The 26,722-nt window shown below is 58.8% G+C and carries 23 protein-coding genes and 1 pseudogene; 6 read left to right on the forward strand and 18 right to left on the reverse strand.

Going from position 1 to position 26,722, the window contains the following annotated elements:
* Positions 1 to 356 precede the first annotated feature (356 nt).
* From L6762_RS10745 to sdhC, 14 genes are all read right to left on the reverse strand, one after another.
* Positions 357 to 1,064: a MazG nucleotide pyrophosphohydrolase domain-containing protein gene (locus tag L6762_RS10745; RefSeq protein ID WP_237187231.1), complete on the reverse strand. Its 708-nt coding sequence runs from the start codon at positions 1,062 to 1,064 to the stop codon at positions 357 to 359.
* On the reverse strand, positions 1,061 to 2,290 hold the full coding sequence (locus tag L6762_RS10750; protein ID WP_237187232.1) for an adenosine deaminase: 1,230 nt from the start codon (positions 2,288 to 2,290) through the stop codon (positions 1,061 to 1,063). Before L6762_RS10750 ends, L6762_RS10745 begins: the two co-directional genes overlap by 4 nt.
* 86 nt (positions 2,291 to 2,376) lie before the next feature.
* Positions 2,377 to 4,035: a hypothetical protein gene (locus L6762_RS10755; protein ID WP_237187233.1), complete on the reverse strand. Its 1,659-nt coding sequence runs from the start codon at positions 4,033 to 4,035 to the stop codon at positions 2,377 to 2,379.
* A 36-nt stretch (positions 4,036 to 4,071) separates the two neighbouring features.
* On the reverse strand, positions 4,072 to 5,370 hold the full coding sequence (locus L6762_RS10760; RefSeq protein WP_237187234.1) for a thymidine phosphorylase: 1,299 nt from the start codon (positions 5,368 to 5,370) through the stop codon (positions 4,072 to 4,074).
* Positions 5,371 to 5,509: 139 nt separating this feature from the next.
* Positions 5,510 to 5,911 (reverse strand): cytidine deaminase, encoded by a 402-nt coding sequence (locus L6762_RS10765; RefSeq protein WP_237187235.1) that lies wholly within the window; start codon positions 5,909 to 5,911, stop codon positions 5,510 to 5,512.
* A gap of 386 nt (positions 5,912 to 6,297) precedes the next feature.
* Complete coding sequence (locus L6762_RS10770) at positions 6,298 to 7,590, reverse strand: ABC transporter permease (protein WP_237187236.1); 1,293 nt, start codon at positions 7,588 to 7,590, stop codon at positions 6,298 to 6,300.
* A gap of 2 nt (positions 7,591 to 7,592) precedes the next feature.
* Positions 7,593 to 8,891: an ABC transporter permease gene (locus tag L6762_RS10775; RefSeq protein WP_237187237.1), complete on the reverse strand. Its 1,299-nt coding sequence runs from the start codon at positions 8,889 to 8,891 to the stop codon at positions 7,593 to 7,595.
* Complete coding sequence (locus L6762_RS10780) at positions 8,878 to 10,494, reverse strand: ABC transporter ATP-binding protein (protein WP_237187238.1); 1,617 nt, start codon at positions 10,492 to 10,494, stop codon at positions 8,878 to 8,880. Before L6762_RS10780 ends, L6762_RS10775 begins: the two co-directional genes overlap by 14 nt.
* Positions 10,495 to 10,701: 207 nt before the next feature.
* Entirely contained in the window at positions 10,702 to 11,799 is a 1,098-nt protein-coding gene (locus L6762_RS10785) for a BMP family lipoprotein (RefSeq protein ID WP_237187239.1), read from the reverse strand.
* A 304-nt stretch (positions 11,800 to 12,103) separates the two neighbouring features.
* A complete protein-coding gene (locus tag L6762_RS10790) occupies positions 12,104 to 13,327 on the reverse strand; it encodes an amidohydrolase (RefSeq protein WP_237187240.1) in 1,224 nt (407 codons plus the stop codon).
* 72 nt (positions 13,328 to 13,399) lie between these two features.
* A complete protein-coding gene (locus tag L6762_RS10795) occupies positions 13,400 to 14,185 on the reverse strand; it encodes a succinate dehydrogenase iron-sulfur subunit (RefSeq protein WP_135011168.1) in 786 nt (261 codons plus the stop codon).
* A gap of 1 nt (position 14,186) precedes the next feature.
* On the reverse strand, positions 14,187 to 15,950 hold the full coding sequence (gene sdhA / locus L6762_RS10800) for a succinate dehydrogenase flavoprotein subunit (RefSeq protein WP_135011169.1): 1,764 nt from the start codon (positions 15,948 to 15,950) through the stop codon (positions 14,187 to 14,189).
* Positions 15,951 to 15,990: 40 nt separating this feature from the next.
* Positions 15,991 to 16,476: a succinate dehydrogenase hydrophobic membrane anchor subunit gene (locus L6762_RS10805; RefSeq protein WP_237187241.1), complete on the reverse strand. Its 486-nt coding sequence runs from the start codon at positions 16,474 to 16,476 to the stop codon at positions 15,991 to 15,993.
* Between the two features lie 3 nt (positions 16,477 to 16,479).
* Positions 16,480 to 16,860, reverse strand: coding sequence for a succinate dehydrogenase, cytochrome b556 subunit (sdhC, locus tag L6762_RS10810; protein ID WP_237187242.1), 381 nt, complete (start codon positions 16,858 to 16,860; stop codon positions 16,480 to 16,482).
* 315 nt (positions 16,861 to 17,175) lie between these two features.
* Between sdhC and L6762_RS10815 the strand changes: the two genes are divergently transcribed.
* From L6762_RS10815 to L6762_RS10840, 6 genes and pseudogenes are all read left to right on the forward strand, one after another.
* Positions 17,176 to 18,285 (forward strand): mannose-1-phosphate guanylyltransferase, encoded by a 1,110-nt coding sequence (locus L6762_RS10815; RefSeq protein WP_237187243.1) that lies wholly within the window; start codon positions 17,176 to 17,178, stop codon positions 18,283 to 18,285.
* 100 nt (positions 18,286 to 18,385) lie between these two features.
* Positions 18,386 to 19,720 carry a hypothetical protein gene (locus L6762_RS10820; RefSeq protein WP_237187244.1) on the forward strand — a complete coding sequence of 445 codons (1,335 nt, stop codon included), beginning with the start codon at positions 18,386 to 18,388 and terminating at the stop codon, positions 19,718 to 19,720.
* Between the two features lie 362 nt (positions 19,721 to 20,082).
* A pseudogene (locus L6762_RS10825) lies at positions 20,083 to 21,081 on the forward strand (IS3 family transposase); the annotation flags it as partial.
* 178 nt (positions 21,082 to 21,259) lie between these two features.
* Positions 21,260 to 21,442 carry a hypothetical protein gene (locus tag L6762_RS10830; protein WP_237187245.1) on the forward strand — a complete coding sequence of 61 codons (183 nt, stop codon included), beginning with the start codon at positions 21,260 to 21,262 and terminating at the stop codon, positions 21,440 to 21,442.
* Positions 21,443 to 21,489: 47 nt separating this feature from the next.
* Complete coding sequence (locus L6762_RS10835) at positions 21,490 to 22,725, forward strand: sensor histidine kinase (RefSeq protein WP_237187246.1); 1,236 nt, start codon at positions 21,490 to 21,492, stop codon at positions 22,723 to 22,725.
* Positions 22,726 to 22,764: 39 nt separating this feature from the next.
* Positions 22,765 to 23,427 (forward strand): response regulator, encoded by a 663-nt coding sequence (locus tag L6762_RS10840; RefSeq protein ID WP_237187247.1) that lies wholly within the window; start codon positions 22,765 to 22,767, stop codon positions 23,425 to 23,427.
* 356 nt (positions 23,428 to 23,783) lie between these two features.
* On the opposite strand, the gene L6762_RS10845 is transcribed toward L6762_RS10840, so the two are convergent.
* The 4 genes from L6762_RS10845 to L6762_RS10860 all read right to left on the reverse strand — a co-directional run bounded on the left by L6762_RS10845 (position 23,784) and on the right by L6762_RS10860 (position 26,717).
* On the reverse strand, positions 23,784 to 23,921 hold the full coding sequence (locus L6762_RS10845; RefSeq protein WP_237187248.1) for a hypothetical protein: 138 nt from the start codon (positions 23,919 to 23,921) through the stop codon (positions 23,784 to 23,786).
* Positions 23,922 to 23,987: 66 nt separating this feature from the next.
* Complete coding sequence (locus L6762_RS10850; protein ID WP_237187249.1) at positions 23,988 to 24,908, reverse strand: ABC transporter permease; 921 nt, start codon at positions 24,906 to 24,908, stop codon at positions 23,988 to 23,990.
* Positions 24,905 to 25,879: an ABC transporter ATP-binding protein gene (locus L6762_RS10855; RefSeq protein ID WP_237187250.1), complete on the reverse strand. Its 975-nt coding sequence runs from the start codon at positions 25,877 to 25,879 to the stop codon at positions 24,905 to 24,907. The genes L6762_RS10850 and L6762_RS10855 overlap by 4 nt, the downstream gene beginning before the upstream one ends.
* A gap of 307 nt (positions 25,880 to 26,186) precedes the next feature.
* Entirely contained in the window at positions 26,187 to 26,717 is a 531-nt protein-coding gene (locus L6762_RS10860) for a 2'-5' RNA ligase family protein (protein WP_237187251.1), read from the reverse strand.
* Positions 26,718 to 26,722 lie beyond the last annotated feature (5 nt).

The following is a 26,722-nucleotide window of genomic DNA, read 5'->3' on the forward strand; positions in this document are numbered from 1 at the left end:
GAAAATGGCTATATAGCGCTACAGCCGGTTGCTGATCGGGCCGTGGAGCCCGCGCGCGTTTATGCCCCCAGTCTACCAAAAAACCCACATAAGCACACAGGAATTCAACATTTCCAACGGTTTTCTTCAGCACTTCTGAGGTTTTGTGGGATTCTGACCAACGGGTCACAACTACCTTATGGCGGTGCTGGTGGGGTGGCGGTGCTCTTCTGCCCGCCGACCCTCTCATTCCTCGCCTGGCGGCTCGTCATGATTCACGCCCCGCCTAACGGCGGATTCCACTCGCTCTTATGTACTGACGCACCCGCTCGCTACATCCAGCCAGCGGGCTGCCAGAGCACCGCCACCCCACCGCCTCAGTCGCGTATCAACCCTTGCACATACATCCGCAGGGCCCGTTCCGCGTCAAGCCCGGCAACGCGGGCAGAAACTACCAGCTCATAGAGGTAGGCACCCAGCTCCTGCTCGTTGGCGAAGGCAGGGGGCTGCCCACCGGCGTCCGCACCGGTGAGGTTAAGCCCGGCGGCCTCGGCTCTCTCCACGACCTTGGCGGCGAGGGCGAGCGCGGGCAGGGCCGGTGGAAGCCCGTCGAAGGGGCCGGTGCGTTCGGGTTTTTCGGCTTTTTTGAGCTGGTCCCAGGTGTCGTAGATGTCGGCGGCGCTGAGCTTTTCGCGGCCCTGGTCGGTGGACGCGAAGACGTGGGGGTTGCGGCGCACCAGTTTGGCGGCGATCCCGTCGATAACGTCCTGCATGGTGAAGCCGCCCTGCGCGGCGGGGGTTTCGGCGGCCATGGTGGCGTGGAAGATGACGTTGAGCAGCACATCCCCGAGTTCTTCGCGCAGCAGGGGCAGGTTGACTCCGCCGGGGGCTTCAACGGCTTCGGCTACCTCGTAGGTTTCTTCGATGAGGTAGTGCATGATGGACGCGTGGGTTTGGGCGGACGTCCAGGCGCAGCCGTCGGGGCTGCGGAGGGTCTGCATGAGCCCCATCAGGTGCTCGAAGCTGCCCCCGAGATCACCGGGTTCTGGTACGGGTGCGGGGTGCTCTTGTCTGGGCCGGGTCATGCGCCGCGCTGCTCTTCCTGGCCGGTGCCTGCCTGGCCGGGCTCTTCGAGGGCCAGCTGCCCGTAGGCGCTCTGGATGCTGGTGAGCAGGGCCTGTTTTTCGTCGAAGGAGCAGAAGGCTCCGTTGATGGCGTTGTAGGTGACTTCAAAGAATTCAGGCAGGCCAAAGCCCTGGTGGGTGGCGAGTTCGGCGAATTCCCGGGTCATGCTGGTGGCGCTCATCAGGCGGTTATCGGGGTTGATGGTCACGGCGAACCCTGCCTGCAGGAGCAGGGCTGCCGGGTGCTCGTCGTGGCGGAGCGCCGGTTCAAAGTCTTTCTTTCGCCCCACGTTGCTGGCCTTTTCAGCGGCATCGGTTTGCAGGTTGGAGCAGGGGCAGGTTTCGAGCACGATACGGCGGTTTTTGACTGCTTCGGCCACCTCCCCCAGTTGCAGGATGGTCTGGGCGGGGTCAGCCCCGGGCATGAGGGTGCCATCGGGGTCGATCTCTGCCAGGGTGCGGGCGGTAATGTCTTCGGTGATACGGACGCCGTGGCCCAGTCGCAGGGCCCGGCCGGTGACCAGGGCTTCGCGGATAGAGGCCAGACCGAAGGCTTCACCGGCGTGGAGGGTGACGGGCAGGAAGTGCTCGGCGGCAAGGTTCAGGGCTTCTGCGTGAGATGAGGTGGGGTGGCCGTCCTCGGGCCCGGCCAGGTCGAAGCCCACCACGCCCAGGGCCCGGTAGGCCAGGGCGGTTTTGACGACCTCCAGGGAGTTGTTTTGGTGGCGCATGGCGCACAGAATCTGGTTGACCAGGATGCGTCCGCCGGCCCGACCTACCTGCTCCATGCCGTCCATGAGCCCGTCGGCGACCGCTTCAACAGCCTGGGCCATGGTCAGCCCACCGCGCAGGTGCAGCTCGGGGGCCCAGCGCACCTCGCCGTAGATAACGCCGTCGGCGGCCAGGGTCAGAACGTGCTCGCGGGCAACCCGGCGCAGGTTCTCTGCGGTTTGCATGACGGCTACGGTGTGCTCGAAGGTTTCTAGGTAGCGGGCCAGGGAGCGAGAGTCTGCTGCCTGTTTGAACCACTCCCCCAGCTCCTGCGGGTCGGTTGCGGGCAGGGTGTGGCCCACCTGGTCAGCTAGCTCGATGAGGGTCTCGGGCAGCAGGCCACCATCGAGGTGGTCGTGCAGGCAGACTTTGGGGAGTTTCTGGAGCCAGGTTGTGGTGGGCGCGGGTGCAGTCATGCGGGAAAGGTTCTTTCAGTAGTGGCCCGCCCCGAAAAGGCCGGGGCTCTTTCGGGGCGGGTGCGTCAGGTGAGGGGTGAGCGGGCCTAGAAGGTCCAGGAGGCTAGGGCCTCACTCATGTGGGCCGGGATGTTCTCGCCGGTGCGGGGGAACATGCGCAGCTCTTCAACGTACTGCTGGGCGGGCAGGTGCTCGGGGTAGCGCACGAAGGCTTCTTCATCGGTGTAATCGAAGGAGGCCTCGACCGGGGTGCCGGGGGTGAAGCGGATATTGATGGCCAGGGGTGAGCCGTGGCCTTCCTTGTAGGAGTCGGCCTTGAGCTGCAGAATCGCCAGGGTCTCTTCGGGGATCAGGTCGAAGGTGCGCACCTGCTCCCAGAAGCCATTGCGGCGCACGTGGGTCAGGGCGTCGTAGTAGGAGCCCAGGGTACGCACACGAATGAGCACGGTAGACACATCGCGGGCGGTACCGTCTGCCCCGAACAGGGCCTCGTAGGCCGGAGCGAAGCGGGAGACAACCTCAGCTTCGGTGAGCACCAGGTTGCCGCTGGCCTTCTCGGTGGCAGAGGGCTTGGGCTGGCTGTGCTCGGCGTAGGAGGGGGCGATGTCCACGCTAGTGCTGGTCATGGGAGCATCCAGGGTCGGTGCGGACGCGGGCAGGCTGCTGGCCTGGGCCGGTGCAGCGGACGCCTGGGGCTGGTCTTCGGTCTCGAATTCGCTGTCATCCAGGTGGGTGGGCAGCTGGTGGGCGTCATTCTCGTCGGCTGCGGTAGTTTCTTCTGCCGGGGCGGCGTCTTCGGCGGGCGCTGCTTCTTCTGCCGGAGTTGCAGAGCGGACGCTCGCAGTCGCCGGGTAGTTCTCAGCGGCAGCGGCGGTTACGGCACCCTGCTGGTAAGCGGTATCTGTTTCGGGAGCCTCCTCAGCGGCAGCGTCTTCCGCAGCAGCTTCTTCATCGTTACCTGCTTCTGCCGCGGGGGCCTCTTCCTGCGCAGGCTCTACAGCCGCTTCTTCAGCGGTATCTGAGGCTTCCTCAGCGGGGCTTTCAGCCTTCTCTGCTTCGCTCTGGTCAGTATTCTCCTGTGCTGCTTTCTCTTGCGCTGCCTTCTCCTGAGCCAGACGGGCTGAGATCCGGCTCATGCGATCCTCAGCCTGGGCGGCGGTTTCCCCCTGCCCTGCGGCAACCGGGGCGGGGGCGGCATCCTTACCCTGCTCAGCCTCAGCAACCTGCTGAGCCTGGGCAGCGCCCATATCCAGGGCGTAGTTGAGGTTGTGGGTCTTGCTGGTGGCGGTGTTCATGAAAGAAGCGTGCACAGCCGCATCGCTGCCAATGGCGGGGTTAACCACAATCAGGGCGCGGTTCCAGGCGCCGCGCTCGCTCTTCTCTTCCTCAACGTAAAGGTCAGCCACGGCCTGGAACCACTCGCTACCGGGGGTGACCAGACCAGACTCAACTTCCTGGCCGCGCTGGTAGAGGGTGTACTTCATGTCGTTGGCGTTCTGGGTCAGGTTCAGGGTCACCTGGCCCTCTGCCTTAGCACGCATGAGCTTGACGACGGCTTTGAGGCCCTCGCCTGCGCCCAGGCGGGTGGGGGCAGGGGCAGTCTCAGCGGTCTTGGGGGTATGCGCCTGTTCGGCGTCGATACCGGTTGCCAGAACATCCCGCTGGGCGGTGTCGCTAGAGGCGGGCTGGGCGGTGTTCTGTGCGGGGGCAGGTGCCTGAGTTTTTTTGCGGCTAAATAGGCCCACGGTTCTTCTCTTTTCTTGCAGGGTCGAAGGGAGGTTTTAAGCGTTGATTCTATCCAGAATCAGGTCGGTGGGGGTGTAATCGCCTCCGATAGTCCAGGCGTCCTTGAGGGATTCCAGGGCTCGTTCAAAGCGTTCGGGGGTGTCGGTCATCAGCGTCATCAGGGGCTGGCCGGCGGTGACGGTGTCGCCGGGCTTGGCGTGCAGGTTGATACCCGCTGCCAGCTGCACGGCGTCTTCCTTGCGGGCTCGGCCTGCGCCCAGGCGCCAGGACGCCACGCCCACGGCCAGGGCGTCCAGGCGGGTGAGGGTGCCGCTTGCGTCAGCGTAGACGGTGTGGGTTTCGCGGGCCTGGGGCAGGGCTACATCGGGGTCGCCGCCCTGGGCGGAAATCATTTCGCGCCACTTGTCCATGGCGCGGCCGTCCGCAAGAGCCTCGGCGGGGTCGGCATCGATGCCGGAGTTTTTGAGCATGACCCGGGCCAGCTCGACGGTTAGTTCGACAATATCGGCGGGCCCACCGCCGGCGAGCACCTCAACAGATTCTGCCACCTCATTGGCGTTGCCAACGGCCAGGCCCAGGGGGGTGTCCATGTTGGTGAGCAGGGCACTGGTTTTAACGCCGGCGCCCTGGCCCAGCTCAACCATGACCTCTGCCAGCTCGCGGGCGCGCGCGGCGTCCTTCATAAAGGCACCGGAGCCGACCTTGACGTCGAGCACCAGGGAGTCGGTACCTTCGGCGATTTTCTTGCTCATGATGGACGATGCAATGAGTGGGATTGCCTCGACAGTGGAGGTGGTGTCGCGCAGGGCGTAGAGCTTCTTGTCGGCGGGGGCCAGGCCGGTACCTGCAGCTGAGATAACAGCGCCGACGGTACCGAGAATGTCCAGGGTCTTTTCGTTGGAAATGTTGGCCTGCCAGCCGGGGATAGCTTCGAGTTTGTCAAGGGTGCCGCCGGTGTGGCCCAGGCCGCGGCCTGAGAGCTGGGGTACTGCCACGTTATAGACGGCGACCAGCGGGGCCAGAGGCAGGGTGATTTTGTCACCAACGCCGCCGGTGGAGTGCTTATCTGCGGTGGCAAGTTTTTTGCCGGGACCGATGATGGATGAGAAATCCATGCGCTCGCCGGAGCGGATCATGGCGTCAGTCCAGCGGGCGATCTCTTCGCGGTTCATGCCGTTGAGAAAGATGGCCATGGCCAGGGCGCTCATCTGCTCGTCGGCTACGACGCCGCGGGTATAGGCGTCGATAACCCAGTCGATCTGGTCGTTGGTGAGGGTTCCGTGGTCGCGTTTGGTGCGGATAATGTCTACGGCGTCGAAAGCTTCGGTGCTCAAGCGCTCACCTTCCCGGCAGGGTGCAGCTTCGCTCCCCTGCCCTGTTGTGTCGTGTTGTTCGGGCGTCTCTTCCAGTATGCCAGTTTGCGCCGGGGCTTGGCCTGAGCAAAGCGGTCAGTGAACGGGAAAGATAGGGACGTTAGGGGGCAGCTAGGCGGTCGGGGCCGAAGGCGTCGGGCAGCATCTGCTCAATGGTGAGCACCCCGCTGGTGGAGCGCAGGAGCATGCCGGGGGTGCTGTGTTCGTAGAGCAGCTGACGGCAGCGACCACAGGGCATAAGCGCATTGCCGTCCTTATCAACGCAGGCAAATGCGGCAAGCTTGCCGCCGCCGGTGCGGAAGAGCTCGGAAATCAGCGAGCATTCGGCGCAGAGGGTGATCCCGTAGGAGGCGTTTTCGATGTTCGCGCCGGTAATCAGGCGCCCGTCGGTGGTCAGGGCTGCGGCCCCCACCGCGAAGTTGGAGTAGGGCGAGTAGGAGTTCGCCAGGGCTGCGGTGGCGGCAGCGGTGAGCTGGTCCCAGTCAATGTCTTGCGTAGTCATTGGTATCTTTCTTTGTTTTTCTACAGGTATGGGGAGGCGGAGGCGGACGCCCCTTTGCCGACTAACCTTCTCGCAGGCTCGCAGAGCTCGCACGCGATTCATGCCAGCCCCAGCCAGTCGGCTGCCGGGGCGTCCGCCTCCACCCTAGCCCAGCCTCAAGAACGTTAAGACGGCAGTGGCCGCTACCCTACATGAAGGTAGCGGCCACCCGGTTTAGAGGGAGAAGAAGCTCAAGCGCCGGTAGGGTATGCCGCCTGCCAGCGCGTGGATCGGATGGAGCAAACTTTTCCGAGCGCGCGAGGAAAGAAAAAGTTTGCGGAATCAGCCGAGCCTGCGAGGCTGTATAACCCGGATGGCGCTACTTATCTCCCTGCGTCCGTCCGGGCCTACTCCTTGATGTAGGGCTTGCCCACTGCGGCGGGGCCGCGGGAGCGCCCGACCAGACCAGCTACCGCGAAGATGGTAACCAGGTAGGGCAGCATGGCCAGCAGTTCGGTAGGCACGCTAGTACCCAGGATGGAAAGGACGAACTGCAGGTTGAGGGAGAAGCCGAAGAGGAGGGCGGCGGAGAGGGCTCCGATGGGAGTCCAGCGGCCGAAGATGAGGGCGGCGAGGGCGATGTAGCCCTGACCGGCGGTCATATCGGAGTTGAAGGAGGATACGGAGACCAGGGTGAAGAAGGCTCCGCCCATACCGGCTACAGCACCTGCGAGCAGGACGTTGGTGGCGCGTAGGCGGTTGACGTTAACGCCCAGGGTATCGGCCGCCTTAGGATGCTCACCGACAGCACGGGTACGCAGGCCCCAGCGGGTCTTGTTGAGGGCGAACCAGATGACGGCTACCACGATGTACATGAGGTAGACCAGCACGTTCTGGTTGAAGAGGACGGGGCCCAGAACAGGGATTTCGGAGAGGCCGGGGATGGCGAAGGCCGGCAGCTTGGGGGCTGAGTTGAGGGTGGAGGCGTTGGGTTCGAGGACGCGACTGAAGAGGAAGCCGGTGAGACCTGAGACCAGGACGTTGACCACGACACCCACGATGACCTGGTCGACCAGGTACTTGATGGAGAAGAGGGCCAGCAGGGCTGAGACCAGCATGCCGCCGATCATGGCTGCGAGAAGGCCTGCCCAGGCGTTCTTCGTGATGGAACCTACCAGGACAGCTGAGAAGGCGCCCAGCAGGAGCTGGCCTTCGATGGCGATGTTGACGATGCCGGAGCGCTCGCAGAGCAGGCCGCCCATGGAGCCGAAGATCATGGGGATGGAGAGCAGCACGGCGCCGTTGAGCAGGGAGACCAGGGAGAGTTCTGGCTTGGCGGTAGAGCCAATGGCCCAGATGAGTAGGCCGGAGGCAAAGGAGAACCAGAAGAGGGGGGCTACCCAGCGGCCCAGGGTCTTGCCGGCGTTGGTGGTCACCAGGGCGTAGCCTGCGAGGGCCAGCATAACGATGGAGGCTACCCAACCGTAGACCTGGGGGTTAATGTTCAGGGGTTCGGCGGAGAACCAGCTGACGCCGTCGCTGATGCTCATGCTGATGGTGCTCTTGGGGGCGCGCAGGGCGATGAGCAGGGTGCCGATGACGGCGAGTACACCGTAGATAATGGGGTTCTTCCAGTTTTTGACAACCAGCTTTTCTTCTGAAGTGCTGGCGGTGGTTTCGGGAGTTGCGGTGACGCTCATGGTTATGCCTCCACGGCCTTCTTCTTAGCTGACTTCTTTTTCTTGGGCTTGCCGGTGGGGTCGGGCAGGCGGAACATGGCGCGGACCAGCGGGGGTGCGGCGATGAAGAGGACGATGAGGGCCTGGAGCACGAGGACGATGTCGATGGAGGTGCCGGTGGCGACCTGCATGGAGACGCCGCCTGCGCGGAAGGCACCGAAGAGGAGGGCGGCGAAGAAGGTACCCCAGGGGGTGGAGCGTCCGAGCAGGGCTACGGTGATGGCGTCGAAGCCGAGGGTACCTGCGATGCCGGTGGTGAGCACCTTTTCGGTACCTGCGACCTGGGCGGTGCCGCCGAGGCCTGCCAGGGCGCCGGAGATGGCCATGACGATGATGTAGCCGGAGGCAACCGAGATACCTGCGGTGCGAGCGGCGTTGGGGTTAGCGCCGACTGCGCGCAGGCGGAAGCCGATGGTGGATCGGTTCAGGAGCCAGCTGATGAAGAGGACGGCCAGGATGGCAAGGATGAAGCCCAGGTGGAGGCGGAAGGAGGGGCCTAGGATCTGGGGGAAGACTGAGCTTTCGGGTAGCTTTTCGGAGATGGGGTTGGAGCTACCTTCGCGCTGGAGCAGGGGGGTCTTGAGCAGGTAGACCAGCAGGTTGGCCGCGATGTAGTTCATCATGATGGACAGGATGACTTCGTGGGCACCGGTCTTGGCCTTGAGGACGCCGATGATACCGCCCCAGATTGCGCCGCCGAGGATGCCGCCGAGGACTACCAGGGGGATGGTGATGACGGCGGGAAGGCCGGCATTGAGGCCCACCCAGCCGGAGACGATAGCACCGAGGATAATCTGGCCCTGGGCACCGATGTTGAAGAGACCTGCTCGGAAGGAGAGGGCTACGGCCAGGCCCGCGAAGATGAGCGGGGTGGCTACGGTCAGGGTTTCGGTGATGGGGCGAATCTGCTGGACAAAGCTCTTACCGTTGGGGTTGTAGATAGCGCCTTGCAGCAGGGCCAGGTAGGACTCGTAGGCAGCAGTCCAGCCCGCGCTGATGGTGTCCATGGGGCGGGCGAAGAAGTAGGAGGCCGCTTTCTGGGTGGCGGGGTCGGTTGCTGCAATCAGCAGGCCACCGACGATGAAGGCTGCCAGGGCTGCGCCGATGGAGAGGCCGACGTTGCCGCCTGCGATGCGGGCGAAGGTTGAGGGCTTCTCGGTTGCCACCAGCTGGGAGGGGACGTCCTGGGGCGGGGTTTTAACTGCTGTATCGGCAGCAAGGGCAGGGTCTACCTGCGGGGTTGCGGGCTTATGCTCGCTCATTCTCTTCTCCTTCTGCCCAGGGGGTCTCGGGGGTGGTGGCCATGTGCTTGGCGTGGGAAGCGCTGGGGGCTTCTTCTTCGTGTTCTGCGGCTGCTGCGAGGGCTTCTTCGTAGGTGGCTCCTGCCATCATCTGACCGAGCACGGAGCGGGGTGTGCTGGGCGGGACGATGCCCATGAGTTCGCCGTGGAAGAAGACGGCGATGCGGTCGGCTAGACCGTAAACCTCGTCGAGTTCGGTGGAGACGATGATGACGGGCACGCCCTTGTCGCGTTCTTCAACGATGCGCTTGTGGATGAACTCGATGGAGCCGACGTCGACGCCGCGGGTGGGCTGGGATGCGACAAAGAGTTCTAGCGGGCGGGAGAGTTCGCGGGCTACGACGATTTTCTGCTGGTTACCGCCGGAAAGGGTGGAGGCGGTGTGCTCCTTGGAGCCCATGCGGATGTCGAACTCAGCACCTGCCCGGTCGGCGTTTTCAGAAATCTTGGCACGGTTGAGGGTGCCTGCCGATGAGAAATCTTTGGTGTCGAAAAGGTCGAGGATCAGGTTCTCTGAAATAGAGAAGGAGCCGACGAGGCCGTCCTTGCTACGGTCTTCGGGCACGAAGCCGACGCCGGTGCGCAGGACCTGCTTGGTGGTCATACCCAGCAGCTCGGTGCCGTTGAGCTTCATGGAGCCGGTGGCCTTGGGGTGCAGACCGATGATGGATTCTGCCAATTCGGTCTGGCCGTTGCCCTGCACACCGGCAACGGCGAGAATTTCGCCGCCGTGCACGGTGAAGGTGACGTCCTTGAGCAGGGGCACGCCGTTCTCTGCAACCAGGGTGAGGTTTTCGACGGCGAAGGTCTGGTCGTTGGTCTGGGCCTCAGACTTATCGACGGTCAGCTGCACGGCCTTACCGACCATGAGGGAGGCCAGTTCGGTGGTCGACATGGAGGGGTCAGCGTGGCCCACGACCTTGCCGCGGCGGATGACGGTGATGTCGTCCGAAATTTCGCGGACTTCGCGGAGCTTGTGGGAGATGAAGAGCAGGGACTTGCCGTCCTTGCGGAGCTGGTCCATGATGCCCAGTAGCTGGTCGGTTTCTGCCGGGGTGAGCACGGCGGTGGGCTCGTCAAGAATCAGAATCTCTGCGTCGCGCACCAGGGCCTTGATAATTTCAACGCGCTGCTGCACGCCAACGGGCAGGTCTTCAACGATGGCGTCGGGATCGACAGCAAAGCCGTAGCGGTCTGAAATCTCACGGATTTTACGGCGGGTGGTCTCAAGATCGAGGGTTCCACCCTTGAGGGATTCGGAGCCCAGGGCCACGTTCTCGGCAACGGTGAAGACGGGGACCAGCATAAAGTGCTGGTGCACCATGCCGATACCTGCTGCCATGGCGTCTGAGGGGCCTGAGAACTCAACCGGCTGATCGTCGATGAACAGCTGGCCTTCGGTGGGCTGATAGAGACCGAAGATGACGTTCATGAGGGTGGACTTACCCGCGCCGTTTTCACCCAGCAAGCAGTGTACTGTGCCGGGGCGGACCACAAGGTCGATGCTATCGTTCGCGGTAAAGTCACCGAAGCGTTTAGTGACCTTGCGCAGTTCGAGTTTCATGGGGTGGCTTTCTGTGTGAGAACCGGACGCACACTACGGCCTGGTGCAGGCTGCAGAGTGAAGGAGTGTTTGTGCCTAGTTTAGCGGTTTAGGCTCCTACCCTAAAGGCTGTCTGCAAGAGCAGGACCGCTGGCCAGACAAACGGCTCACACCTCTCGTTGCTGAGGGTGTGAGCCGTTGTGAGTAGCCCGAGGCTAACCTACCTGCTTAGGCGGTGGGGGTACCTGCGGTTTCGACCTTGATGGTACCTGAGATGATGTCTTCCTTGATCTTGTCGAGCTCAGCCTTGGTCTCGTCTGAGACTGCTGATTCGAAGTTGTGGAAGGGAGCCAGGCCAACGCCGTCGTTCTCCAGAGTGCCGATGTAGGCGTCGGAGGTGAAGTTACCGTCCATGTCTGACTTGATGGTTTCGGTGATAGCAGCGTCCATCTTCTTCATGATGGAGGTCAGGATGATGTCCTGGAATTCGGGGTTGGTTTCAACACCGTCAGCGTCAACCCAGATGACAGAAGCGGGGTTCTCGGGGCTGGTGGCGTTGTATTCCTTGACAGCTTCGAGGGTGCCGGAACCTACGGGGCCAGCTACGGGCAGAATGATGTCTGCGCCCTGGTCCAGGAAGTTCTGGGTGTTGGTCTTGCCCTTGGTGGCGTCTTCGAAGTCACCGGTGAAGGTGCCTGACTGGGCCTCAGTGTTCCAGCCGAGTACCTCAACATTGGCGCCCTTCTGCTCGTTGTAGTAGGCAACGCCCTGGGCAAAGCCGTCCATGAAGATGGTAACGGTGGGGAATTCCATGCCGCCGTAGGTTGCAACCTTACCGGTCTTGGTCTGGGCAGCGGCCAGGTAGCCTGCCTGGAAGGCAGCCTGGGCGGTGTCGAAGACGATGGGGCGCACGTTGTCGAGCTCGATGGAGTTATCGTCAACGATGGTGAAGTGCATATCGGGGTTAGCTTCTGCTACTTCCTTGGTAGCATCTGCCAGACCGAAGCCAACGGTAACGGTCAGGTTGCAGCCTGACTGAACCATCTGGTCGAGGTTGGGGCCGTACTCGGTTTCGGTGGTGGATTCAGCTTCCTTGTACTCGATGCCGTATTCGTCAACAGCATCCTTCAGGCCCTTGTAGGAGTTCTGGTTGAAGGACTTGTCCTGGAAGCCACCGAAATCAGAAACGATGCAGCCCAGGTAGTCGCTGCTCTCGCCGGAGGCTGAGGATGATTCTTCGGGGGCAGCGCCACATGCTGACAGCAGCAGGGCTGAGATACCCAGGATGGAACCGGTGGATGCAACGTGCTTACGTGAGAAAGCCATGAAGGTCCTTTTCGTACGGCCCTGAAAGCGGGCGGCGCATAGTCTACGCCAACTGTGTGTGAGTGGTGCTTTCAGAGAAAATTTTGCGTAACACAACACATCTTAGTGTGATTCAGCTTCCCATTCACCCCCTATTTACTTCAAAAAGCGTGAACCGCGCAACAGGCTCCTGCTGTTTAATCACACAGAATATGTATTTGAGCTAATCACAGAGGGCAGGAGGCCGCCCCCGGGAGCGGGGCGGGCGTCCTGCCCTCTCAAAAAATTTTCTGAAAAAAGTTACCAGCCGGTAACTTCCCGGAGGTTAGCTGCGAGACAGCTCCGAGCGGATAGCCCGCAGCGCGGTCGCGGCCATAACCTGCACTCCGTACTCAATCGCGCGTTCGTCCGGCGCGTAGTCCCCCCGGTGCAGATCGTAGGTCACTCCACCGGGCACGCGGGTGCCCAGACGAATCAGGGCGCCGGGAACCTCCTGAAGCATCCAGGCGAAGTCTTCCCCACCCATGGACTGCTCCACCAGCACCACGGAGTCCTCCCCCAGTTCCGCGCGGGAGGCCGCCTCAATCATGGCAACCTCATCTTCGGTATTGACGGACGGCGGCACCCCCCGGTAGTGCTCAAGCTCAACCTCTACGTTGTAGGGGGCAGCAATCTGATCGACCACCTCATCGAGCATGGCACCAGCCTGCTTCCAGACGTCCGCATCCAGGCAGCGCATGGTACCCGCTAAGAAAGCGGTGGACGGGATAGCGTTGGGAGCCACCCCCGCCTCAATCTGTCCCCAGGCAACCAGCACGCCGGAGCGGACGTCCGTCTTGCGCGAGAGCACAGCAGGCACGTTGATCGCGATTTGGGAGAGGGCGTAAATGACGTCCTCGGTCAGGTGCGGGCGGGAGGTGTGGCCGCCGCGGCCCTTGAGAGTGATTTTGATGGTATCGGAGGCGCTAGTAATGGCGCCGATGCGGGTGCCAATTTTGCCCACGTCGACCTTGGGTTCACAGTGTAGGGCGAAGGCCCGGGGCACGCCCTCGAGGATGCCCTGGGCAATGACGTCCACGGCCCCGCCGGGCAGCTGCTCCTCAGCGGGCTGGAAAATAATGCGCACGGTGCCGCCCAGGGGATGCTCCTGGTGAAGGCGGTGCAGGGCAATAGCCACCCCCAGCATGACGGTCTGGTGAATATCGTGACCGCAGGCGTGCATGACGCCATCGACCTGCGAGGCGTAGGGCAGGTCGGTTTCCTCCTGAATAGGCAGGGCATCGATATCGGCGCGCAGGGCAGCGGCCATCGGGCCAGAACCCACATCCACGTAGCAGCCGGTACCCTTCAAATGCTTGGGCGCCAGCCCCGCTTCGGTGAGGGTACGGAAAATACGCTCGGTCGTCTTGTTCTCAAGGTAGGACAGCTCAGGGTTCTGATGCACCTCGCGGCGAAAAGCAATCAGTTCCGGCACCAGGGTACGCAGACGCTGGGCAAACAAGGGTGAGCTCAGATCCAAGGAGCTTGCAGCAAAAGAATAGGACGACATGTATATAGAGTAGCCCCTCATACAAAAAGTCGCGCTCCACAGGGGATGTGGAGCGCGACTTTCTGCCGGCCTTTAGAGGGAGCGGGCCAGGATAGCCTGCTTGACCTCGGCAATCGCCTTGGTAATTTCAATACCGCGAGGGCAGGCCTCGGTGCAGTTGAAGGTGGTGCGGCAACGCCAGACGCCTTCCTTGTCGTTGAGAATCTCAAGACGCATATCGCCAGCATCATCGCGAGAGTCGAAGATGAAGCGGTGGGCGTTAACGATAGCTGCGGGGCCGAAGTACTGGCCGTCGGTCCAGAAGACGGGGCAGGACGAGGTACACGCAGCGCAGAGGATGCATTTGGTGGTGTCGTCAAAGCGGGCGCGATCCTCCTGGGACTGGTAACGCTCGCGCTCCGGCTCGTGGGTATCGTTGACCAGGAAGGGCATAATCTCACGGTAGGCCTGGAAGAAGGGTTCCATATCTACGATGAGGTCCTTCTCGCAGGGCAGACCCTTGATGGGCTCAACGGTAATCGGCTTGGACAGGTCAAGGTCCTTGAGCAGGGTCTTGCAGGCCAGACGGTTACGGCCGTTGATGCGCATAGCGTCGGAGCCGCAGATACCGTGAGCACAGGAGCGGCGGAAGGACAGCGAGCCGTCGATCTCCCACTTAATCTTGTGCAGGGCATCGAGCACACGGTCGGTGCCGTACATAGTCAGCTTGAATTCGTCCCAGTGGGCTTCTGCTGACTCTTCGGGGTTGTAACGGCGAACCTGCACAGTCACGTCGAAGGTGGGAATAGCGCCCGCTTCGCCTGACTCAGACTTCAGCTCAACCTTGGATTCGGGTTCACGTGCTTCAAAATCAGCCATTTTAGTACTTACGCTCCATCGGTTCGTAGCGGGTGAAGGTCACGGGCTTGGTGTCAAAACGCAGGCCCTTAATGCCTTCCATCTCGGCGTTCTCATCGAGGTAGACCATTGAGTGCTTCATGAAGTTGGCGTCGTCGCGGTCGGGGTAGTCCTCGCGGAAGTGACCGCCGCGGGATTCCTTGCGGTGCAGGGCAGCAACGGACATGACCTTGGCCAGTTCCAGCAGGAAGCCCAGTTCAACTGCTTCAAGCAGGTCGAGGTTGAAGCGCTTGCCCTTGTCCTGAATCTGGATGTTCTTGTAGCGCTCTTCAAGCTCAACGATCTTGTTGACGGCGTTGTGGATGGTTGCCTCGGTGCGGAAAACCTGCATGTCGGCGTCCATGACATCCTGCAGTTCCTTACGCAGCTGGCCGACCTTTTCGGTACCTTCGCCGTTGCGGATCTGGTTGAGCAGTTCCAGGGTGGCATCGGCTGCGTCGTCGGGGACGGGGAGGAAGTCAGCTGATGCTGCGTATTCTGCTGCGTAGATACCAGCGCGCTTACCAAAGACGTTGATGTCAAGCAGGGAGTTGGTGCCCAGGCGGTTAGAACCGTGGACCGATACGCAGGCGACCTCACCGGCAGCGTAGAGACCGGGGATGATGTCCTCGGAGTTTGAGTGCACCTCTGCCTTGATGTTGGTGGGAATACCGCCCATGGCGTAGTGAGCGGTGGGGAAGACCGGGACGGGCTCGGTGTAGGGTTCAACGCCCAGGTAGGTACGAGCGAACTCTGTGATGTCCGGGAGCTTCTCGTCGATATGGGAGGGCTCAAGGTGAGTCAGGTCCAGCAGGACGTAGTCCTTGTTGGGGCCGCAGCCTCGACCCTCACGTACCTCGTTCGCCATGGAACGGGCCACGATATCGCGAGGTGCCAGGTCCTTGATGGTGGGGGCGTAACGCTCCATGAAGCGTTCGCCGTCGGAGTTACGCAGAATACCGCCTTCACCGCGGGCGGCTTCAGAGACCAAGATACCCAGGCCAGCAAGACCGGTGGGGTGGAACTGCACGAACTCCATGTCTTCCAGCGGAATACCGTTGCGCAGAGCAATAGCCATACCGTCGCCGGTCAGGGTGTGGGCGTTGGAGGTGGTCTTGAAAATCTTGCCACAGCCACCGGAGGCGAAAATGACGCTCTTGGCCTGGAAGACGTGGACGTCGCCGGTGGCCAGGTCGTAGGAGACAACGCCTGCGGGGCGGCGGACGCCGTCCTCGTCCTCAACCATAACCAGATCAAGAACGTAGTACTCGTTGTAGAACTCTACGTTGTGCTTGACGCAGTTCTGGTAGAGGGTCTGCAGAATCATGTGACCGGTGCGGTCTGCTGCGTAGCAGGCGCGACGCACAGGAGCCTTACCGTGGTCGCGGGTGTGACCACCGAAGCGGCGCTGGTCAATACGACCCTCGGGGGTGCGGTTAAAGGGAAGACCCATCTTCTCGAGATCGAGAACGGCATCGATGGCTTCCTTAGCCATGACCTCAGCTGAGTCCTGGTCTACCAGGTAGTCACCGCCCTTGATGGTGTCAAAGGTATGCCACTCCCAGTTGTCCTCTTCAACGTTAGCCAGAGCCGCACACATGCCGCCCTGGGCAGCACCGGTGTGGGAGCGGGTGGGGTAGAGCTTGGTGAGCACAGCGGTGCGGACGCGCTGGCCAGCTTCGATAGCGGCTCGCATACCTGCGCCGCCTGCGCCGATGATAACGACGTCGTACTTATGTACCTGCATTGTGTGAATGCTTCTTTCTAAAATCTAGAGCGCCAATAGCTTACGGGGCGGTGCAGAAGGACGGCAGAAGGTCTGCGGCTGCACCGGCGGGGCAGGGCTCAAAGGTGAAGATGACCAGGGTGCCCAGAAGAATCACGAAAGCGGTGGCAAGGAAGAGGGCTACCTTCAGGGCGAAGCGCACGCCGTCCTTTTCTGCGTAATCGTCGATGATGACGCGGATGCCGTTAGCGCCGTGCAGCATAGCCAGCCACAGGAGCAGAAGATCCCAGACCTGCCAGAAGGGGTTAGCCAGCTTACCGCCGACGAAACCGAAGTCGATGCGGTGTACGCCTTCGCCCATCATGAGGTTGACGAAGAGGTGACCGAAAATCAGGATGACCAGCAGAACACCGGAGACACGCATGTAAAGCCAGGCGAACATCTCGAAGTTGTTGCGCTTGGACGAGGCGCGGTTGTATTTGACACCCGATACGGTGTTGTCGCGGCTACGGGGAACCGAAATCTTGGTTTTCAGAGGAGTTGCCATGTCTTAGTGACCCCCAAAGACGAGCATGAGATGACGGACGAGGAAGGGAACCATGACGACGGCCCAGAGCACCAGGACGCCCCAGAGCATAGCCTTCTGGTTCTTGGCGCCGTTCTTCCAGAAGTCCACCAGGATAATGCGGATACCGTTAAAAGCGTGGTAGACAATAGCTGCTACCAGAACAGCTTCACCCAGACCCATGATGGGGTTCTTGTAGATGTGCATGACGGCGTTGTAGGCCTCAGGAGAGACGCGGACAACGGCGGTATCAAGCACGTGAACCAGCAAGAAGAAGAAAATGGCGATACCGGTAATGCGGTGGGCAACCCACGACCACATACCTTCACGGCCGCGGTACAGCGTGCCCTTGGATGTATTCGGCACTGAATAACCTCCTGTGTGATGCGAGACGACACACCGATAGGTTGAGCCCATCTGTGCGCCCACGCAACATACGTATTGTGTGTTCTACTCAACAGCAAGATTAGCAGGTTTTAGGGCCGCTTACTTACACCGTGTCACCATCTCTTACCCCCGTATTTCCGGGAAATAGGCAAGGTTTTAATGCCCTTAAGCCAGCTATCGGCGTTATTATGCGGAAGCCGCCGTGAGGTTTTCCGTCAAAAGCGACCGGCGCCGTACAGTTTAAGGAAAAGATTTCATCATTATGACTTCAATTCTGGGTACACTGTAGAAACAATGAGAACACCACTTGAACGGTTCTACCCCCTCATTCCGGCCGGCGGCGTAGGGTCCCGCCTATGGCCCCTCTCTCGCGCCGTAGAACCTAAATTTCTGCTTGACCTGACCGGGACAGGTTCTTCCCTCCTCCGTGCTACCTACGATCGCTTGGTTGACCTCGCGGCTGATGGCGTCCTTGTCGTCACCGGCCAGGCCCACGCCAATGCCGTCACCCAGCAGCTCTCAGAGCTGCGCGGGTCCGATCTGGTACTCGAACCCTCACCTCGCGACTCCGCAGCAGCCATTGGCCTTGCCTGCGCTATTCTGCACGAGCGTGACCCCGAGGCCATCATTGGCTCCTTCGCCGCTGACCACATCATCAGCCCGGTCGAAGAATTCCAGGCTGTAGTACGCGAGGCCGTACACGCTGCGGCCTCCGGCAAGATCGTCACCATCGGCATCGAGCCCACCGAACCTTCCACCGCCTTCGGCTACATTAAGGCCACCCAGAATCTGGGGCTGGAAGACGCCCCCAGCGTCCTTGCCGTTGAGCAGTTCGTCGAAAAGCCCAACGAGGCCACCGCAACCGAGTACGTAGCCAGCGGCGACTACACCTGGAACGCCGGCATGTTCGTGGCCCCTGCTGCCCTCATGCTGCAGCATCTCGAAGCTAATGAGCCCGAGCTCTACGCCGGCATCATGGAAATCGCCCGCGCCTGGGACACCCCCGCACGTGAAGCCTGCATGAACCGTCTCTGGGAGACCCTACCCAAGACCGCCATCGACTATGCAGTAGCTGAGCCTGCCGCGGCAGCCGGTGACGTAGCCATGGTTCCCGGTCGTTTCAGCTGGGACGACGTAGGTGACTTTGACGCCGTAGCCCGCCTCAACATCGAAAAGAGCGGTGACGACCTCTTCGTACTGGGCGACAAGTCCAGCGTCATCAGCGAAGAATCCACCGGTATCGTCGTCAACAACACCGGCCGTAAGATTTCGGTCATCGGTATCGAAGATGTTGTTATCGTTGACACCGCAGATGCCCTGCTTGTCACCGTGCGCGACGACGCCCAGAGCGTGAAGAACACCGTCAATACCCTGAAAGAACTGGGCCAGGACAACCTGCTCTAGCCCATCAGAGTTACACAAAGGCCCGCACCGTTTTCTCGGTGCGGGCCTTTTTGACACCCACATTATGCAAATGATTCTCATTTAGTTTAGACTGGTGGGCATGCACAACACCTCTCGTCCTCTTTTCACCCTCATCAGCGCTACCCTCGCCCTAACCCTGGCAGGCTGCGGGGCAGCGTCCGCCCCCTCCGCCACCTCAAGCAGCGACCAGGCCAGCGCCACCGCAACCGCAGAACGCGCGGCCATCACCGAAGCCTCCACCCCCTCAGCCCGCATCGCCCTAACCTACGACGGCGGAATCATGATTGTGGACGGCAAGACCTTTGAAGTCATCGAAACCATTGAAAAAGAAGGCTTCCTACGCCTGCAGCCCGCAGGCGACAACCGCCACCTGGTCGTAGCCGACGGCTCCTCCTATACCATGCTCGACATGGGCGCCTGGACCCAGGCCCACGGCGACCACGACCACTACTACACCACCACCCCCACCCTCACCTCCCTGTCCTTCGCAGCGGACGGCACCGGCCACGTCATCACCGACTACGGCCGCTCAGCCATGTTCGCCGACAACACCGGCACCATCGAGGTCTACTCCCCCGCCGACCTGACAGGTGCTGACCAGTACACCGCCACCAGCGTCAGCACTGAAACCATTACCCTGCCCGATGCCCACCACGGCCTGGCCATCCCCCTCGAGAACAACCAGTACCTGGTTTCGGTAGGCACCGAGGACGCCCGCACCGGCGCAGCCGTCATCAACGCAGACGGCTCGGTTGTCACCGAAAACCTCGACTGCCCCGGCATCCACGGCGAAGCGATCGCCGCTAACGACACCTTCACCGTCGGCTGCCAGGACGGCGCCCTCATCTACGCAAACGGCACTTTCACCAAGGTCACCAACCCCGAAGACCCCTACTCCCGTTCCGGCAACCAGGCCGGCTCAGCTGATTCAGCTATCGTGCTTGCCGACTACAAAACCGACCAGGACGCCGAGCTCGAACGCCCCGAACAGTTCGCCCTGATCAACACCATCACCAAGGAACGCGCTAAGATTGCCCTACCCGAAGGCGTCTCCTACACCTTCCGTTCACTGGCCCGCGGCCCCGAAGGCTCCCACCTGCTGCTGACAACCGACGGTAAGTTGCGCTTCTGGGCTGAGGACGGCACCGAGCTGGGCTCCGTTGACATCATGGATTCCTGGACCGAGTCCGAGGTTTGGCAGGACCCCCGCCCCGCCATCTGGGTAGACGGTGAAACCGCCTACGTCACCGACCCCGCCACCAAGAAGCTGCACGTTGTTTCTCTGGCGAAGATTGCGGACGGCACCGCCGAGGTATTTGCCAGCATCGACCTGCCCGAGGTACCCAACGAGATTAACGGTATCTCCCGCACCGCTGAACTGGTCACCACCACCGAAGTGGACTCTGACCACTAGCGTTTTATCGATAAAGCTTATTCATAAGCGGTTCCGCAGGCTCGCGCTGGATGGAGCCCAGCAGATTCCGAGCGCGCGAGGAAATAAATCTGCGGGCGGAATAGGCGCAAGCCTGACCCTCACGCCCCGCCTAACGGCGGATTCCGTTCGCTCTTGCGTGCTCGCGCGCTCGCACCCGCTCACTTCATCGAGCCAGCAGCTTCGCTGCGAGCCTGCTCCACCGACCTTTATGAATAAGCTTCTATTGTTTAAAGGCGCACTGTCCCCAGCTGCTGCCAGCTGCCTGCGCTGAATCGGTAGACCGTCAGCCGGTTCACGGTGAAATGGGCAAGAGCGGGTGGTAGGGTCGCAAAATAGCGTAAGGACGCCCCAAGGGAGTAAACAAACCAAAGACGCTCACAGAGGAAGAGAAGCTACGCCGTAGGATTGAGCAACTAGAGGCAGAAAACATCTGCCTAAAAAATTGCGGGACTTGAGGAACCAACGGCAAGGCTAAAGGCCAAAATCATCGCCGTCCTCAAGTCAGAACACCACCTGAGTAATTTACTTCAAGCAGCAGGTTTGGCCTGATCAACATACTTCTACCACCAGTTACGGCTAAATCATCCTGATGTGCATACTCAGCTGAAGAAAGCCATTATAGCTATCTTTAAGAAAACGAAACGGCGGTATAGTTACCGCCGTGTCCTTGCCGAACTATGCCACCTAGGGTGGAAAGTCAATCACAAGCTCGTCTACAATCTCATGGACCAGATAGGGCTGAAGTACAAGGTCAGGGCAGGTAAAAAGTACAGCTCTTATCAGGGGCAGGTTAGTTGTATCGCTGAAAATCTTTTGAACCGTAACTTCACTCCCAAGGAGCCTAATGCTGTGTGGGTCAGTGATGCCACTGAGTTTTGAGTCTGCGGTACCAAGGTTTATTGGCACCCCTTATGGATTTGCATGATTGTAGTATTCTGGCGCACGAGTTATCGACTTCGCCGTCGACAAAGTTCACATCTGCTTCGTTGAAGGAGGCTTTGATGTGGCATGAACCTGGTATGGGGTTGGTGGTTCGTACTGATCGGGTTTCCAGTATCAGCATTCTAGCTGGCGGAAACTGATTAAGTCGGTCGGTGGTGTTCAGTCCATGTCACGCAAGGGTAATTGCTATGACAATGCTGTGATGGAGAACTTTTTGGGCATTTGAAGGCTGAGATGTATTACGGGGGGCGTTTTGCGAGTGTTGAGGAGTTCTTCACGGCTGTTGATGAGTATGTTTTTTGGGTGTAACAATAATCGTTTTCAGGAGCGGCTGAAGGGCCTGGACTCCGGTGAGGTATCGGAGTAAGCCTTTGGGGTCCTGGTTGTCTAGAATTTAACTCAGCCCAATTTTCGGAGGCTAGTTCAGAAGACAAAATCTCTAGACCTTGAACTTAAGTACAACAATAGGTAATCCACTTCTGAACTTTTGTATATACCCTTACGTGAGCCTAATACTCCACAATAGATAGCAGGACAACAGTCTAACTCAACTCACAACACTAAGGACTCCGAGCCATGAAGAACATCAGCAAAGCACTGGCAATTATCTCCATCGCCGTTGCTCTCACCCTCAGTTTTTCACCTGCGCGGGCTGCTTCTTTGCCGTGGGATATTGATGCTCATATCTCATCTACTTCAGCAGCTAGCGCATCCCCTACCTTCTTCGGCTGGCTTTGCAGAACAGGGATATGTGACTAACACTCATATGCTTCGGGGCATCACAAAGGGTTTGGTAGCATAAACCTATGACGACAAGCCCCCATAGTGCTTCCAGCAAGAAGTGGTTTCCCCTTGGACCGTTCATGAGAGCACTGTTTATCTGCCTGGTATGTATCTTTATTGCGGTCGATTTATCTTTGGGGGTCTACGAAAATACACATACCCAGAATCGTGTATGGGCTGTTGCGATTGCCTATCTACCCGTTTTTATGATGGGCTTTGGGCTCATGCCCGGAATTTATGGCTGGTATTTTTCTCTTGCCAACATCACGGTGCTTTATAACGATTCCAGTTTCGTCTGGGCTGGGTTCTCATCTGCGTCAATTCTGGTGCCTGTGTATTGCGCTTACCTGGCTACAAAACGTCAGGTCGTGGCATTCGGTATTGTCCTGTGTGTTTTTGTTGTGTATCCGGGTTGGGGTTCAAATACATTGGATACTCAGTTCATAACAACGTCATTAGCAGTTTTTTCATACATCACAGGGCTAGTACTCAGAAGGTTCCGGCTTCAGCGGGAAAAAGACCAGCAAAAGATTATCTCTATTCAGGAAGCCCAGCTCCAGGCACGGAATGATGAGCGCACTCGTCTTGCCTACGAGTTACACGATATTGTTGCGCATGAAGTCACTATTATCGCTATGCAGGCACGACGCGCACAGTTCGCAAAGAACCCAGAAAGCACAGCCGCTATTCTGACTGGAATTGGGGATTCTGCTAGTCAAGCGCTCGAAGATCTTCGCAAGCTGGTGACTGTCCTTAGAGCTGAGAAAAATGACTCGCCTGAAGGCGAGCTGCCCAGTGCTCCTCAGACAGAAGAGAATCTACTGCTGGGCAGCACCCGTCTTTCAGGGGAAACCACCTCTGCGCTGGCCCTCACCCACGATTTACATAAAATATCTGATGCTCTAGACAGTGCAGGCTTTCCTGTTACCTTGACCGTTATTGGGGATGTAAGCCTTCTTCCTTTGGCATCACGCCAAGCACTAAGACGTACGGCTCGCGAGATTGGAACAAACATTCTCAAGCATGGCTCCTCTGATGGGCCTGTAAAAATTGACCTTACGGTGGGGCAGCGTAACGTCATGCTATCCTCAGAGAACGTTATCTCTCATAACGAACCCGTCGCTTCATCTTTGACTGGGTTAGAATCAATGAAGACTAGGTTTCATGACTTGGGCGGAACATTGTCTTATCAAGATGATGGCGGCGTGTGGAGAATCCAGGTGAGCCTCCCCCTGCCTAAAACTATGTCCAGGGTTTAGTTGACGCTTTAGCTTGTTGCACGTAGCGAAGGTACATTCATGGTTAAAGTTCTCATTGTAGATGATGAATCCCTCATTCGTAATATTTTGAAGGATTATCTTTCCTCTGATGAAAGCCTGGAAGTAGTGGGGGAAGCCTCAAATGGCAAGTTGGCGATTTCACAGGCAAGGGCTTTGCAACCAGATGTGATTTTGATGGATATGCAGATGCCTCTGATGGACGGTGTTGAGGCAACCCAGTATATTCACCATTCTTTTCCTGACATAAAAATATTGGGGCTGAGCACCTTTGCCACTGATCGCTATGTTGTTGATCTCTTACGAGCCGGTGCTTCAGGTTATCTGGTGAAGGATTCCCTCCCTGAAGAGGTCACCAGCGCAATTCATACCGTTCACGCCGGTGACTCCGTGCTATCCCCTGAGGTAACCCGTTATGTGGTACAGGGGCTTGAACAGTCGGTTCCTACTGAGATTTCCCCCGATGAGGAACTCATGTCTGTTCTTACCGCTAAAGAGATAGAGGTTATTGAGCTTCTCGCACGCGGTTTGAATAATAAAGAGATGGCTGCAGAACTTTTTGTTTCTGAATCAACGATTAAAGCGCGTTTTGTGAAAATTATGGAAAAAATGCAGGTTCGCGACAGAGTTCAGATTCTGGTTAAGGCTATTGAGCACAACCTCATTAACCTAAGAACCTGGTAAATCCATAAACTTACTATTTTTAACAAGGTCAATCCCTAGAACAGCTCCAATCGGGTAGGCCAACTCAGCGAAAGCTGGAGCAAGATTTTCCAGGCTAAGGCTGTCGATGCGGTGTGTATCTAGTAAAGCATCAACGCCCCAACCCGTCACGCTGTACTGCGTCAAAAACCTTGCTAAATTATCGGGTGCCAGACGCGGTCGGCTGAGATTACTGAGAGCAAACTGTTTAACCTGCTCAAATTCGGTCCTACTATAAGTTTCAGGGATACTAATAACTGCCCTTGCTACGTTCTCTAGAACTTCTAATATCTCTCCGCTTTCGCTATTTTCTCCACTACAAGTAAAGTTCTATCGACTTAGAAAAAGAGGGTTACTACCGCATAGCCTACGCCGCCGCCAACCAAGGCCAGCGCCAGGCTACGAGTCCAGCGGCCAACCGCTGAGGCACCCTTTGAGGTAGTGGGGTAGGTAGTCTCGTTCTTGTAAGCAGTCATGTTATTTTTCCTTTCAATGGTGATGGGCAAGTAATCCCAGAAGATGAATCGGACAAAAGCCCGGCTTTAAGCCCCGTTGTCTGAGGCAAATGATTGTTGCAGCGAAACCTTAGAGCCGGTTCGTAAAGCGTTGTTGCTGTATACACGGGTTGCCACCCAGAACAGCAGCGGAATAGTTACCCCAGCGATACTGGCAGCGGTCACCATTTCCCAGGTCTGCACGCCGTCCAGACCAAAGCGAATAGGCATCAGGTAGGAAGAGAAAAGCGGGACGAATGACAGCCCCCTAAGCCAAGCCTCTTCAAGATAGGTGGGTGTCAGGTACAGGGTGACCACCAGCAGAACCATCTGCAAAACCGACAGCGGCATCACTGCGGCACTCAGGTCCTCCTGCCGGGAGACCGTTGACGCCAGAATCGTGTTCATGGTTGCGAAGATGATGTAGCCCAGCAAGAACCATACAAGGAACCACAAGAGGGCTGCGCCTACTTCAAGCTCCAGCAGTGACCACCCGTCCACGAGGGTGAAACCCAGCAGACCAGTGCCGCCAATAAGAAGTAGCTGAACCAGCGTTATCGCGCCGATACCAATCATCTTTCCTGCCAACAGAGGTACAACACCGATTTTGGTGAGGAGGATTTCGACAACCCTCGATGACTTCTCTTCAACAACACCAGAGGTCAGGCTCTGGGATGAGTACACAAGAGAGCTGAGCAAAGCACTCACCATCGCTGTAGCAAAGAGCAGGCGGGTATCCAGCTGGAAGCTAGCATCCCCCATTTTCTCCCGCAAGAACCAACCGCCAACACCTGCTCCAATACCCACAGTCAGGGCAAGCAGCCCGGTGGCTAGCAGGATGGTCTTATTCTTGGTGCGGGTAAGAACCTCACGTCGAATGACGATTAACATTTCACGGTAAGCAGTGCTCACTGATTTTTCACCTACTTCATGCTGGGTAGTCTGCTGGGTCATGCCTTTAGCTTTCATCGTGTCTGACCTGCCGATTCAAGCTCTGCCTCACGGGCAGGGGTGATACCGCGGCCCGACGAAATATAATCCTGCGATAGGAGTGCACCCAAGGACTGTTGCACAGGCTCAATACTGCGCAGCCCTCCAAATCGTGTGGCAGTTTCTAGTACGCCCTGGGGAACGGTTGCATCCCGTCCATCAACTGTGATGAAAACTGATGATTGGTTGCTCATCTTGAATTCGATATGGAAGGAAGCGACCAACGATAGTTCGGCAACGAATTCTCCGGCCGGACGATCAAACTTTAGTTCCCACCGGGTCTGATCAGTATCTTGCAGCTCAGAGACAGCACCATCTGCCATCACTCTGCCTCGATCAAGTACGCAGACACGGTCGCATAGGCGCTCAACAAGCTCCAACTGATGCGATGAAAACAGGATGCCCACGCCCTGGGCTGCCTGTTGTTGGATAAGACCAGCCATTGTATCTACAGCTAGGGGGTCAAGCCCCGAGAAGGGTTCATCAAGTACCAGTAGTTCTGGGTTACCAACCAGGGAAACAGCTAGCTGAACTCGCTGCTGGTTACCTAGCGACAAATCTTGGACGAGGGTTTTCTCTCGACCCGATAGGCCCAGTGTAGCGATAAGTTCGTCAGCTTTTTCCTTCGCCTGCCCCAGGGTTTTCCCTTCGAGTAGAGCAAAGTGAACAATCTGATCTTTGACACTCATCTGGGGGTACAGGCCCCGCTCTTCCGGCATATAACCGATTGACCTGCGGTTCTCGGTTGAGATGGGCTTCCCGTCCCAGGTGATATGCCCGCCGGTGGGGTTAAGCATTCCTAGAATGAGTCGCATGGTGGTGGTTTTACCTGCACCGTTACCACCGATGAAACCAACAATTTCACCGCGACGGACGCCGAAATCTACATCCTGCAGCACCTTGTGGTCACCGAAGCTGCGGCTAATCCCGTGGAGTTTGAGACCGTTCATTGCGCACCTCGCTTTTCTTTCTCTTGCGCCTTCACTAAAAACTCTAGTGAGGCGTTAGAGCTTGCCACATATACTTTCGTACAGTTCTGGGGTAGACGATAGTTCATGCATTTGTATGTTCGCTGCCATACCTGCAACAATTGTTGAACAATCTGAGGTGGTCTCGTCCGGGTTCGTTTTCTTTTACTGTCGCTACCATAAGGGAGGTGTATGCACTTGGTACCCCTTCCCTCCCCATGGGCAAATGCTTCGACGCAGTGGTGGGATCGGAGGCTAGTTCAACGACACGAAGAAGCAGGGCCTTTTGCTATAGATTTACTGTTCCTAGCTGCTGCCAGCTGCCTGCGCTGAATCGGTAGACCGTCAGCTGGTTCACGGTGAAATGGGCAAGAGCGGGTGGTAGGGTCGCAAAATCGCGTAAGGACGCTGCCAGGGCAGGGGCCGGAGCATGGTTGGCTAGGGTGAGGTGCGGCTCGTAGGGAAAAGGTGACACCGACTCCCCTACCGCCTTCTGGCAGGCTACATGAATCAGGGTGAGCCTATCTGCCCCGGCGACAACGGGGAGATAGGTTACGGGGGTAACCGGCTCAAAGGTTGCGGCCGGGCCCAGATCCACCTGCACGGGGCCGATGCCGGCCACCACCTGCTCAATGGAGCGCAGGGGGGCGCCGCCGGCGTCCTCACTAATCAAAATCGTAATGTGGCAGCTTTCTGCGACGGGGCCTACGAGGCCCTGGCTCGCCCGCCAGCTGACCAGGCGCGCAGACACCACCGCAGGTACCTCGGCAACAATGCTGAGGTACCTGCGGTCGGGGTCTATGGTCGGTGAAGAAGCCACCAGGT

Origin of the sequence: Rothia nasimurium (assembly GCF_928381705.1) — a bacterium.
Taxonomy (GTDB): Bacteria; Actinomycetota; Actinomycetes; order Actinomycetales; family Micrococcaceae; genus Rothia; species Rothia nasimurium_G.

Coding starts and splice junctions, on each gene's coding strand:
- L6762_RS10745 (WP_237187231.1), bottom strand. CDS start 1,064: ATGACCCGGCCCAGACAAGAGCACCCCGCACCCGTACCAGAACCCGGT.
- L6762_RS10750 (WP_237187232.1), bottom strand. CDS start 2,290: ATGACTGCACCCGCGCCCACCACAACCTGGCTCCAGAAACTCCCCAAA.
- L6762_RS10765 (WP_237187235.1), bottom strand. CDS start 5,911: ATGACTACGCAAGACATTGACTGGGACCAGCTCACCGCTGCCGCCACC.
- L6762_RS10770 (WP_237187236.1), bottom strand. CDS start 7,590: ATGAGCGTCACCGCAACTCCCGAAACCACCGCCAGCACTTCAGAAGAA.
- L6762_RS10775 (WP_237187237.1), bottom strand. CDS start 8,891: ATGAGCGAGCATAAGCCCGCAACCCCGCAGGTAGACCCTGCCCTTGCT.
- L6762_RS10780 (WP_237187238.1), bottom strand. CDS start 10,494: ATGAAACTCGAACTGCGCAAGGTCACTAAACGCTTCGGTGACTTTACC.
- L6762_RS10785 (WP_237187239.1), bottom strand. CDS start 11,799: ATGGCTTTCTCACGTAAGCACGTTGCATCCACCGGTTCCATCCTGGGT.
- L6762_RS10790 (WP_237187240.1), bottom strand. CDS start 13,327: ATGTCGTCCTATTCTTTTGCTGCAAGCTCCTTGGATCTGAGCTCACCC.
- L6762_RS10795 (WP_135011168.1), bottom strand. CDS start 14,185: ATGGCTGATTTTGAAGCACGTGAACCCGAATCCAAGGTTGAGCTGAAG.
- sdhA (WP_135011169.1), bottom strand. CDS start 15,950: ATGCAGGTACATAAGTACGACGTCGTTATCATCGGCGCAGGCGGCGCA.
- L6762_RS10805 (WP_237187241.1), bottom strand. CDS start 16,476: ATGGCAACTCCTCTGAAAACCAAGATTTCGGTTCCCCGTAGCCGCGAC.
- L6762_RS10815 (WP_237187243.1), top strand. CDS start 17,176: ATGAGAACACCACTTGAACGGTTCTACCCCCTCATTCCGGCCGGCGGC.
- L6762_RS10820 (WP_237187244.1), top strand. CDS start 18,386: ATGCACAACACCTCTCGTCCTCTTTTCACCCTCATCAGCGCTACCCTC.
- L6762_RS10830 (WP_237187245.1), top strand. CDS start 21,260: ATGAAGAACATCAGCAAAGCACTGGCAATTATCTCCATCGCCGTTGCT.
- L6762_RS10835 (WP_237187246.1), top strand. CDS start 21,490: ATGACGACAAGCCCCCATAGTGCTTCCAGCAAGAAGTGGTTTCCCCTT.
- L6762_RS10840 (WP_237187247.1), top strand. CDS start 22,765: ATGGTTAAAGTTCTCATTGTAGATGATGAATCCCTCATTCGTAATATT.
- L6762_RS10845 (WP_237187248.1), bottom strand. CDS start 23,921: ATGACTGCTTACAAGAACGAGACTACCTACCCCACTACCTCAAAGGGT.
- L6762_RS10850 (WP_237187249.1), bottom strand. CDS start 24,908: ATGAAAGCTAAAGGCATGACCCAGCAGACTACCCAGCATGAAGTAGGT.
- L6762_RS10855 (WP_237187250.1), bottom strand. CDS start 25,879: ATGAACGGTCTCAAACTCCACGGGATTAGCCGCAGCTTCGGTGACCAC.